The following is a 9686-nucleotide window of genomic DNA, read 5'->3' on the forward strand; positions in this document are numbered from 1 at the left end:
ATCAAAACCTTAAATATTATTGTATAATACGTCATATTCCAAATGCTGATAAGGTGATTCATGAAACCTTAGACTATGTTGGTTTGTCAGATACAGGAAAAAAAGTCTTTCGTGATTTCTCACTAGGAATGAAACAAAGGCTTGGCATTGCTATTGCCCTCCTATCCAAACCTGATTTCCTGATTCTTGATGAGCCCATTAATGGTCTCGACCCAATTGGAATCAAAGAATTTCGCCTCATGATTCAGCGGCTCAATCAAGAAAAAGGCATAACCATTCTCATCTCTAGCCATATCTTATCAGAACTCTATCTCCTAGCTAATCGCTTTGGTATTCTGGATCAAGGTAAGATTATCCGTGAAATTAGTAAAGCTGAGTTTGAAACACTGAGTGAGGATTATATTGTGCTTAAAACAAGCGACAAAGAAAAAGCTTGTCAGGTATTGAAAGAACAAATCCAACTCCAGTTTAAGGTTGTCAATCCTGAAAATGAAATCCATATCTTTGGTCAGGAACAAGATGTCAAACAGATTCTTAAGGAATTAACCTTGGCAGATGTCGCTATTGACGAGATTTACTATGCCCGTCAAAATCTAGAAGAATACTTCACCCAATTGGTAGAATAGGAGAAAAATCATGATACATACCATTCAAGCAGATTTTTACCGTCTTTTTCGCTCCAAAGGATTCTGGATTACAGAATTCATTCTCTTTATACTTATGTTACTGGGTGCTACTATTGGTGTTACAGGACATCTAATGGCAGTAAATACAACACCACCAGAGACTCCAACCCATGGTTGGGACGGCGTTCAAGCTCTTATCAACACGTCTAGCAATGGTTCAAACCTCGTTTTTCTCTGCATTGTTCTAGCATGTCTCGTTCTCGGAGTTGATCTAATCGGAAAACTCTACAAAAATACTTTGACTGTTGGCGTTTCTCGTACAGAGTTTTTCCTTGCTAAATCCTTTGTACTAGCAAGTATCGCTCTCTTGCAGCTCATCGCCAGCCTTGTGATTGCTTTTGTTCCCTCAACTCTACTAAACGGACTTGGTACAATGCCGGATGGTTTTATTGGCAATCTATTGATAACCATTTCCCTTCAATTCCTTTGCCTCCTTGCTTGGCTTTCCATTGTTTCCTTTATTCTCTATGTTAGTCACTCTTATCTTGCGGTATTTATTGGTTATTTGGTCAGCTCTATCATCCTTTCTGTGCCAATGCTTATTTTTCCAGATATCGAAATTTTACGATATTTCATTCTAGATTTTGCCTATGCTATGACTACTAATAGTCAAGCTATTCTCTATACCATCACGGTTTGCGTAACGGTCATACTTTTCTTCTCTTTCAGTGGACTGACTATTTTCAAGAAGAAAAGCTTATAAAAAGGACCTCCTCTAGGATATAGAGGAGGTTTCTTCTGTTAAAGATAAATAAAGACCGAAAACCATTCTCCAGCAGTGGCTAGCTTCATTTCCGCTCCAAGAAGATGAACTAATTCCTCGGTAATATAGAGACCTAAACCAGAGGATTCTTCAGTATCCGACATATTTTCAGAATAAAAACGATTGCTGAGATTGTCTATATTCTTGATAGATTTTTTGACTAGATTATCAATTTCCAAAACAAGCCTATTTTCTTCCTTTTTCAAAGAAAGTCGAGCTTTCTCCTTGCCGTGCTTGAGAACATTTCCAAGAAGGTTTTGTATAATTCGATCAAGCAAGTCCTCATCAGTCGCCGTTTTCAATCCTGGTTCAACATTAAAATCAAGAACAATCTGTGAAGATTGAAAAACGTCGTAATAAGCTAAAGTCTTTTTCGTTATAAAAGTTGATAAATCAAGTTCTTCCAGTTTCGGTTTGACTGCTCCTTCCATCAAATGACGGTATTCAAGAAGAGCTTCCAGACGTTTGGAAACCAAATCCTGATGATGGGCTATTTTATTTAAGGTTTCTGAACTATTATCAGGGTGTTTTATTAGTTGCTGGGTATATCCTGAAGCGATTGTCAAAGGTGTACGAATATCATGAGCAATGTTACTGATTGCCATATCTAAGGTGCGTTTTTCACGCTTCATGATTAGCTGGTTTTGCTCCACTTCTTGAAATAGATTCTCAATTTGGTTATGTAGACGCAAAATGGCCTTTGAAAAGAAATTTACACCGATCCTCTTCATGCCACCAGAGCGAATCTTTTCTTCGATTTGTCTGCTTAAATCTCTAATTGCTATATGATAGCGAATCAAAGAAATCGCCAAAATGATGTTAGTAAGGAGCAATATTGATATCAAAATGTAAATCATTGCTTGTCTCCTTTTAATCGAACACCAACTCCCCAAATGGTTTCGATGTACTCATGATTTGGATCCAGTTGATGCAGTTTTTTACGGAGATTGCTTAGATGGGTGTTGAGTGTATTGTCTCCAGGCAGGTAACTTTCTTCCCAAATCAATTCATAGAGTTCTTCTTTGGTGAAGATCTTTTTAGGATGCTGGAGCAACATTTGGAGAATCTGACACTCTTTCTTTGCAAGGCGAATGGTTTCAGTTGCGTTACTTATTTCAAAACTATCCGCATCGAACTGGATAGTTTTAAAGTTTTGTACGAGGTTATCAATTTCTCTTCGATTTTCTGACTGATGTTCACCACTTTGGCGTAATTGCACGGTGACTCTGGCAAATACTTCGTCCAAATCAAAAGGTTTCACTATGTAATCATTGGCACCGTCTAGGAGATATTGGCTGATGAGCTTTTTATCACCTAAAGCAGTAAGCATGATGACCGGAGTCTGACTAGTTTGTCGAATGGCTTGCAAGACTTGGTCGCCATTTTTCCCAGGGAGCATGATATCTAGCAAGACGAGATCGATGCCACCTTTATCAAATTGCATTATACCTTCTGTGCCAGAAAATGCTTGTATCACCTCATGTTCCTCTGCAAGAAGGATTCTTAAGATTTCCTGGATTTCATTATTATCTTCAATTACAAGTATGCTCGCCATAAACCTCGCCCTTTCTAAAACTATTATAACATGTTTTGTTGGGAATTCCAGATACAGAAAAGCTCCTCTCACATTTTAAGCAAGAAGGAGCTAATGAATATTGAATCTACTTAAGCAAGTAAGCAATCAAGGTTATAATCCATATATGAGCTGGGTAGAAAATATAAAAGAAATATTTACTCCAGACGGTTTCCTTACCTCGCCGTCCATTATACAAGGCCATAAATGGAAATACTGTGATAAAGAGCCAGTCAGAATTGAAAAGCATCATTTCCAGTGTCTGGTACCAAGTGTCGTAAATTTGGATGGAAGTCACTAACAAGAAGGCCCACAGAAAGGCATATAGGAGATTTCGCAATCCCTTGCGATTCCGACAAGAGTAACTAATCAAGAGAAATGGTAGCATGGTGATACCACCCTCGGTAAAAAGACAACCGAAAATCAAGAGACCAGCAAGCCCAATCCGACGCCACAACTTCTCTTTTTGATCCAGCTCTTTTCGAGGAAAACCAATCCAAAGCATGGTGACACCGATGGCCAAAGTAAAGAAAATATTATTATTGACCATTACTCCTTTGGATGCAAATAGGGCATTGAGTAGGCTATTTCCAGCAAACATGATAAACGCCCAAGACCAGAGACGGATGAGATAGTCTTTCAAATTTCGAGTATGGATGAATCCTTCCATAGCCATATACGCAAATCAAACTCCCACACAACGCGTCATAGCGTGGAAGATACCTTCCCACAGAGGAGAAACAATTCCGGTAATATGCGGAATATGGTCTAGAACCATTACTGCCGCCATCAGATACTTCAACTGAGTCGCATTCCATTTTTTCATAATAAACCTCTTTCTTTTTGATTTACATAGAGTATAGCATACATTTCCACGTATAATCGTACACCCATCTTACATTTAAAAAGCCTATCTTACATTTTTGTAAGACCGGCGTGAATATCAAAAATTTATTATGAAAGTTACCTTCTAGTCCGTAATTCGTTGGTACATTTCTGGTCTTCTATCTCGAAACAAGCCCCAGTTTAAGCGTTCCCTTGCTCCCTTGTCAAGGTCGTAAGTCGCAAGTAAAACAGCTTCCCCTTGTCTCTCAGCCTGGGTAAGAATCGCACCCGTTTCATCTGTCATAAAGGAGCTACCATAAAAATCAAGACTGGAACTCTGTCCACCATTTTCCTCACTAGGAGTGACTTTTTCCCAACCGTAACGATTGGCTGCAATGACTGGGACAATATTTGCTGCTGCGTGCCCTTGCATAGTACGTTGCCAGTGACCACAACTGTCTGTATCCAAAATTGGCTCTGAACCAATAGCCGTTGGGTAAAAGAGTAAGTCAGCTCCATTTAAAGCCAAACAACGCGCTGTTTCTGGAAACCATTGATCCCAACAGATCCCGATTCCAATCTTTCCATAGCGGGTCTCCCACACCTTAAAACCAGTATTTCCAGGCGTAAAGTAAAACTTTTCCTGATAATAATGGTCGTCTGGAATATGCGTTTTTCGATAGACACCTAGCACTTCCCCGTCTGCATCAATGACTGCAATTGAATTATACAAGACATTGCCATCTTTTTCATAAAAACTGATCGGCAAGACAACAGCTAGTTCCTGAGCTACACCTTTGAAATGCTGAATCGCTGTGTTTTCGGTGACAGACTGGGCATATTGATAGTAGTCATACTGGCGTTCTTGACAGAAATAAGGACGTTCAAACAATTCTGGTAACAGAATAATCTGAGCTCCCTGATCAGCGGCCTGTCGAACCAAACGCTCAGCTGCCGCAATATTTGTCGCCACCTCTTTTTCGCATTGCATCTGAATTGCTGCAACTTTTACATTTCTCATCTCGTTCTCCTATTCTGGAATTTGTTGGGTGATACAGTGGATATTTCCCCCACCTAAAAGAATATCTCTGGCTGGTATTCCTACCACTTCACGGTCTGGGAAACACTTACTAAGGATATCTAAGGCCACTTGGTCGTTCACATCCTCAAACTGAGGGACCAAGATTGCATGATTGGCAATATAAAAGTTGACATAGGAAGCTGCAAGTCGCTCACCCGCATAACGTTCTTCTTCCCCTTCTTCATAGAAAAATCCTGGCAAGTCTGCTTCTGTCACCACTTGCGAACGGTCAGGAATGGGAAGTTTGTGAACCTTAAAGGGACGCCCTTTTGCATCCGTTTCTTGCTCTAAAAATTTCAAGTCCGCAAGCGACATAGCGTACTGAGGATCAGTTTGGTCATCTGTCCAAGCTAAAACCAGCTCCGCAGATCCCACAAATGCTGCGACATTATCAACGTGTTCATTGGTCTCATCTTGGTAAATCCCGTAAGGAAGCCAAATCACTTTTTCAGCTCCAAGACTTTCAAGTAGGGTTTGTTCGATTTGATCTTTACTCAGGTGCGGATTGCGGCCTGGACTGAGCAAGCAACTTTCTGTCACCAGAATAGTTCCTTGACCGTCGCTATGAATCGCTCCTCCTTCCAGTACAAAAGGTTTAGCATCGTAAACAGGAATTTCCAAGGACTCAGAAAAACGACTGGCTACTTGGTCATCATCTTCGTAATCTTGATAAAGACCGTCCACAACGCCACCCCAGGCATTGAAAGACCAATCGACGGCTAACTTTTCTCCTTTGTCATTGACCAAGATGGTTGGACCAGTATCTCGAGCCCAGGCATCATTAGTAGGAATGTCTAGATAAACAACCTTGTCTCCAAGATAGGATTGAGCTTCAGATAGATGGTCCTGCTCCACCAAAAGATAAACCCTTTCCCCTTCTGCTATGGTCTTGATAATCTGAGTAAATGCTCTTTTGGCAGCCTTGCCTTGAAAGGGCCATGAACCTGGTCGAGTTGGCCAGATCATGAGGGTGCCATGATGGGGTTCATACTCTGCTGGCATACGATAGCCTAATTTTTTTGGACTGTCCATCATGATAATCTCCCTTTAAAGTCTTGATAACCAAAAGCCTTGACCAAGTCACAATCTCCATTTTCATCCATGATATAGAGACTTGGCAAGCCAATACCGTTAAAAGTATTATTTTTGACAAATGAGTATATTGCCATGTCCTCAAAGTAAAGTCTATCTCCAATTTCAACTGGACTTTCAAAGCTATAGTCGCCAATCACATCACCCGTCAGGCAAGTATTGGAAGAAAGTCTATAAGTATGGGCTTTTTCCTGCGCCTCAAATCCATTTCTCAAAGGTGGTCGATAGGGCATTTCAAGTACGTCTGGCATATGACAGGTTGCAGAAGCATCTAAAACCAAGATATCCATACCGTTTTCTACAATATCCAATACCTCAGTTGCTAGATAGCCCGCATTAAGCGCAATGGCTTCACCCGGCTCGATATAAACTTCAAGATTGTATGTTTCTCGGATACGCTTGATTTCAGAAATCAGCAAATTCACATCGTAGTCTTCTCTTGTGATGTGGTGGCCGCCACCCATATTGAGCCATTTGACCTGATGAAGATAGGGACCAAATTGCGCTTCCACTGCTTTTAAAGTCGTCTCTAAGTCATCTGCCCCCTGTTCGCAAAGGGTATGAAAATGAAGTCCATCCACCAAATCCAGCAAATCACTCGGTATCTTGTCTAGGGTAACTCCAAAACGGGAGCCAGGTGCGCAAGGGTCGTAGAGCGCGTGATCTCCTTGAGTTGAACATTGAGGGTTGAGGCGCAAACCGACACTAATGCCAGCCTCTCGGCAACGAAGACCGTGTGTACGCAACTGTCTCACCGAGTTGAAGACGATATGATCTGCAATATCTAGCAATTCTTCCAGGTCTGCATCCTTAAAGGCAGGTGCAAAGACATGAACTTGGCCTGGAAATTCTTCCTTTCCAAGTTTGGCCTCATAGAGACCACTAGCAGTTGTTCCCGACAGATACTGGCTAATCAGAGGATAGGTTTTGTAGAGGGAATAAGCTTTTTGAGCTAGCAAAACTTTGCAGTTAGCCTCTTCCTGCACCCGTTGAAGAATCTGACAATTGGCCTCTAATCTTGCTAGGTCAATAACATAGGCTGGTGTGGGAATTTGGTCTATCTTCATCAGTCCACCATTTGTGGATTTTCAACCACAACCCACGGCAAGCCATACTCATTCAGAGCTTCCATGAATGGATCTGGATCCAATTCTTCGAGATTATAAACCCCTGCTTGTTTCCAGGTACCGTTCATGACTAATTTGGTCCCAATCATTGCTGGAACGCCCGTTGTGTAAGAAATAGCTTGGGAACCAACTTCTGCGTAACATTCCTGGTGGTCACAGACATTGTAGATATAGATAGTCTTTTCAACACCGTCTTTGACACCTCTAAAAATACAGCCGATATTGGTTTTTCCAACTGTACGTGGTCCAAGGCTGGCTGGATCAGGAAGCAAGGCTTTCAAGAATTGGATTGGCACAATTTCTTGACCGTTAAAGTTAATGGTATCCGTACGAAGGAGTCCGACATTTTCCAAGCATTTCATGTGCGTTAGATAAGATTGACCAAAAGTCATAAAGAAACGAATCCGTTTGACACCAGGAATATTCTTAGCCAAGGACTCAATTTCCTCGTGATGAAGGAGGTACATGTCCTTTTGGCCAACTTGAGGGAAATCATACTCTCGCTTGATAGACATAGCTTCTACTTCGACCCACTTACCATTTTCCCAATAAGAGCCTGGTGCAGAAACCTCACGCAGGTTAATCTCTGGATTAAAGTTCGTCGCAAATGGATAGCCATGATCCCCACCATTACAGTCTAAAATGTCGATATAGTGGATTTCATCAAAATAGTGTTTGAGGGCATAAGCTGAGAAAACGCTGGTTACACCAGGGTCAAAACCTGAGCCAAGTAGAGCAGTCAAGCCCGCTTCCTTAAATTTTTCCTGATAAGCCCATTGCCATGAGTAGTCAAAGTAGGCTGTAAAACCAAGTTCCTTGCAACGTTTCTCATAGATAGCTCGCCATTCAGGGGCTTCCGTATCCTCAGCCTCATAGTTAGCTGTGTCGATATAGTGGACTCCAGTTGCCAAACAAGCGTCCATAATTGTTAAATCTTGATATGGTAAAGCTACGTTCAAAACAGCTTCTGGTTTGTAGCTTTCAATCAAGGCAATCACTTCTTCTACTTTATCCGCATCAAGAGCAGCTGTCTCAATCTTAGTATTTGTTTCGCCTTCTAATTTAGCCTTCAAGTCATCACATTTTGACTTGGTACGACTGGCAATCATAATTTCTGTAAAGGTTTCGCTATCTTGGCAAATCTTTGAAATAGCAACTTGGGCAACTCCCCCACATCCGATAACTAATAAACGACTCATTTTTTTCCTTCCTCTTCTTCTAAAATGTCCTCTACATACTTGGGCAACATAAAGGCACCAACATGTAAGTTTGCAGTATAGTATTCCGTGAAAAGCTGGCGTTTTTTCCAGCCTTCCTTATCAAAATCTTTAACAGGGTGGTATCTTTTCGATGCAAATCCAAATAACCAATAGCCAGCTGGGCTGGTTGGGATGTGCGCCTGATAGACCCGACTGATTGGAAAGGCTTGATTAACCTTACGGTGCATACTTCGACAAGCAGACTCATCCTCATCAAAGAAAGGACTCCCATGCTGGTAAATCATGATACCGTCTTCCTTCAGAGCTCTGTAACTATTGCCGTAAAATTCCTTGGTAAAGAGCCCTTCTGTATGGCCAAAGGGATCTGTCGCATCGTTGATGATAATATCGTAGTCATCTTCGCAGTTTCTTAAAAAGCGAAGACCATTTTGGTAGTAAATGGTAACACGGGGATCATCTAGCCCCGCAGCAAAGTCTGGGAAATACTCACGACAGACCTCAACCAACATCTCATCTGGTTCCACAATATCGATTTGCTCCAGTTCAGGATAGAGCGTCAATATTTGGGCAACACCGCCATCACCACCACCTATAACCAAGACTTTCTTGGGATTGGGATGGACAGCCATGGGAACGTGGACCGTCATTTCATTGTAGACAAAATCATCCGCATCTGAAAACAAGACATGTCCATTTAAGATCAATATCTTTCCAAAAGCTGGTGTATCTAATACCTCTATATCCTGCCATTCACTCTTACCAGCGTAGAGTTGCTTGGCTGTTCTCAGGGACAGTTTCACATCTGGAGTATGAACTTCAGAAAACCATAAATCCATCTAGTTCTCCTTTCTCTCAATGACGTTGATGTGATTGACCTCTGGATCTTCCGTCCCTTGGAGGGAGCAACCACGTTCCTTAGCAAATTGGATATAGTCTACAATTTCTCGTGTAATGCGTTCACCTGGTGCTAGGATTGGAATTCCCGGAGGATAACACATGACAAATTCCCCACAGACCTGTCCAACAGACTCATCCAAGGTTAAACTTCTTCTCTCTGAATAAAAGGCTTCCTGAGGAGACAGCACTAACTCTGGTTGGATATATTCTCCAGCAATCAAGTCTTTTCCATCTCTTGAGTAGAGTCTCTTGATATCAGCCAAAGCACCGACCAAACGTTCGATATCTTGGATGCGGTCACCGATGGAAATATAGGCCAAGATATTGCCAATATCCCCAAACTCAATCTGAATATCGTATTCATCTCGCAAGAGGTCATAAACCTCTATCCCTGTTAAGCCAATACCCTGAGTATAAACGGA

9 protein-coding genes and 2 pseudogenes are annotated in these 9686 nt (G+C 41.6%); 2 read left to right on the forward strand and 9 right to left on the reverse strand.

Translation table 11 applies throughout. The features are described from left to right. Together SORDD15_RS10440 and SORDD15_RS02680 are read left to right on the forward strand one after the other, a co-directional pair. The coding region (locus tag SORDD15_RS10440) for an ATP-binding cassette domain-containing protein (protein WP_231097612.1) at positions 1 to 626 on the forward strand (626 nt) is incomplete at its 5' end. Between the two features lie 10 nt (positions 627 to 636). Next, positions 637 to 1389 (forward strand): ABC transporter permease, encoded by a 753-nt coding sequence (locus SORDD15_RS02680; RefSeq protein ID WP_061414096.1) that lies wholly within the window; start codon positions 637 to 639, stop codon positions 1387 to 1389. Between the two features lie 38 nt (positions 1390 to 1427). On the opposite strand, the gene SORDD15_RS02685 is transcribed toward SORDD15_RS02680, so the two are convergent. The 9 genes and pseudogenes from SORDD15_RS02685 to SORDD15_RS02725 form a co-directional block, all read right to left on the reverse strand. Next, complete coding sequence (locus SORDD15_RS02685) at positions 1428 to 2306, reverse strand: sensor histidine kinase (RefSeq protein WP_061414098.1); 879 nt, start codon at positions 2304 to 2306, stop codon at positions 1428 to 1430. Then, the gene (locus tag SORDD15_RS02690) at positions 2303 to 3004 is read right to left on the reverse strand and encodes a response regulator transcription factor (protein ID WP_061414101.1); all 702 of its coding nucleotides are present in this window, start codon (positions 3002 to 3004) and stop codon (positions 2303 to 2305) included. The genes SORDD15_RS02685 and SORDD15_RS02690 overlap by 4 nt, the downstream gene beginning before the upstream one ends. Positions 3005 to 3110: 106 nt before the next feature. Continuing rightward, a pseudogene (locus SORDD15_RS02695) lies at positions 3111 to 3848 on the reverse strand (TraX family protein). Positions 3849 to 3992: 144 nt separating this feature from the next. Then, entirely contained in the window at positions 3993 to 4868 is an 876-nt protein-coding gene (gene aguB / locus SORDD15_RS02700) for an N-carbamoylputrescine amidase (RefSeq protein ID WP_061414103.1), read from the reverse strand. A gap of 9 nt (positions 4869 to 4877) precedes the next feature. Continuing rightward, positions 4878 to 5963, reverse strand: coding sequence for an agmatine deiminase (gene aguA / locus SORDD15_RS02705; RefSeq protein ID WP_061414104.1), 1086 nt, complete (start codon positions 5961 to 5963; stop codon positions 4878 to 4880). Next, the gene (gene nspC / locus SORDD15_RS02710) at positions 5960 to 7087 is read right to left on the reverse strand and encodes a carboxynorspermidine decarboxylase (RefSeq protein WP_061414106.1); all 1128 of its coding nucleotides are present in this window, start codon (positions 7085 to 7087) and stop codon (positions 5960 to 5962) included. Before nspC ends, aguA begins: the two co-directional genes overlap by 4 nt. After that, positions 7087 to 8346, reverse strand: a complete 1260-nt coding sequence (locus SORDD15_RS02715; protein ID WP_061414108.1) for a saccharopine dehydrogenase family protein — start codon at positions 8344 to 8346, stop codon at positions 7087 to 7089. The genes nspC and SORDD15_RS02715 overlap by 1 nt, the downstream gene beginning before the upstream one ends. Then, on the reverse strand, positions 8343 to 9203 hold the full coding sequence (speE, locus tag SORDD15_RS02720) for a polyamine aminopropyltransferase (protein ID WP_061414110.1): 861 nt from the start codon (positions 9201 to 9203) through the stop codon (positions 8343 to 8345). The genes SORDD15_RS02715 and speE overlap by 4 nt, the downstream gene beginning before the upstream one ends. Then, positions 9204 to 9686, reverse strand: a pseudogene (locus SORDD15_RS02725) (arginine decarboxylase); the annotation flags it as partial.

Origin of the sequence: Streptococcus oralis (genome assembly GCF_001578935.1) — a bacterium.
GTDB classification, from domain to species: domain Bacteria; phylum Bacillota; class Bacilli; order Lactobacillales; family Streptococcaceae; genus Streptococcus; species Streptococcus oralis_R.